Annotated in this window: 1 protein-coding gene; it reads left to right on the forward strand. The window is 67.2% G+C overall.

The features are described from left to right. Window positions 1-259: rhodanese-like domain-containing protein (locus AC4FS3_RS29570; RefSeq protein ID WP_491023509.1), on the forward strand; the 259-nt coding region annotated here is incomplete at its 5' end. Between the last annotated feature and the right edge of the window lie 253 nt (window positions 260-512).

Here is a 512-nt window from a genome sequence, read left to right on the forward strand (position 1 = left end):
GCGCGAACGCGAGCGCGAAGGCAAGATTCCCGGCGCTTTCTCCTGCACCCGCGGCATGCTGGAGTTCTGGATCGACCCGGCCAGCCCCTATTACAAGCCGCAGTTCGGCGAAGACAAAACCTTCGTGTTCTTCTGCGCTGGCGGCTGGCGCTCCGCCCTCGCCGCCGACACCGCCCAGAAAATGGGCCTGAAGCCCGTCGCCCACATCGACGGCGGCTTCGGCGCCTGGAAGAAAACCGGCGGCCCAGTGGAAACCTGAGGCCCGCGCCACCGGCGCCGGCGATGTTGCGCCGGCGCAGCTTATGGCGTCAATGTGCGACGCCCGGCCCCCGCCCGCCGCAACCGGCCTGCCGGGGAACGCACCAGATCAGGGCCCAATACCGCTTCGGCATCGCCGCCGCTTCGCCAGCCAGCGGCTCACCGACTGAGCCAGGGTTCAAAAATACTCATGAAAGCCTTCGTCATCGCCCTCACATCGCTGACGCTTGCAGGGTGCGTTACAAAGCCGCCGG

The organism is Pseudogemmobacter sp. TB195 (assembly GCF_058313095.1).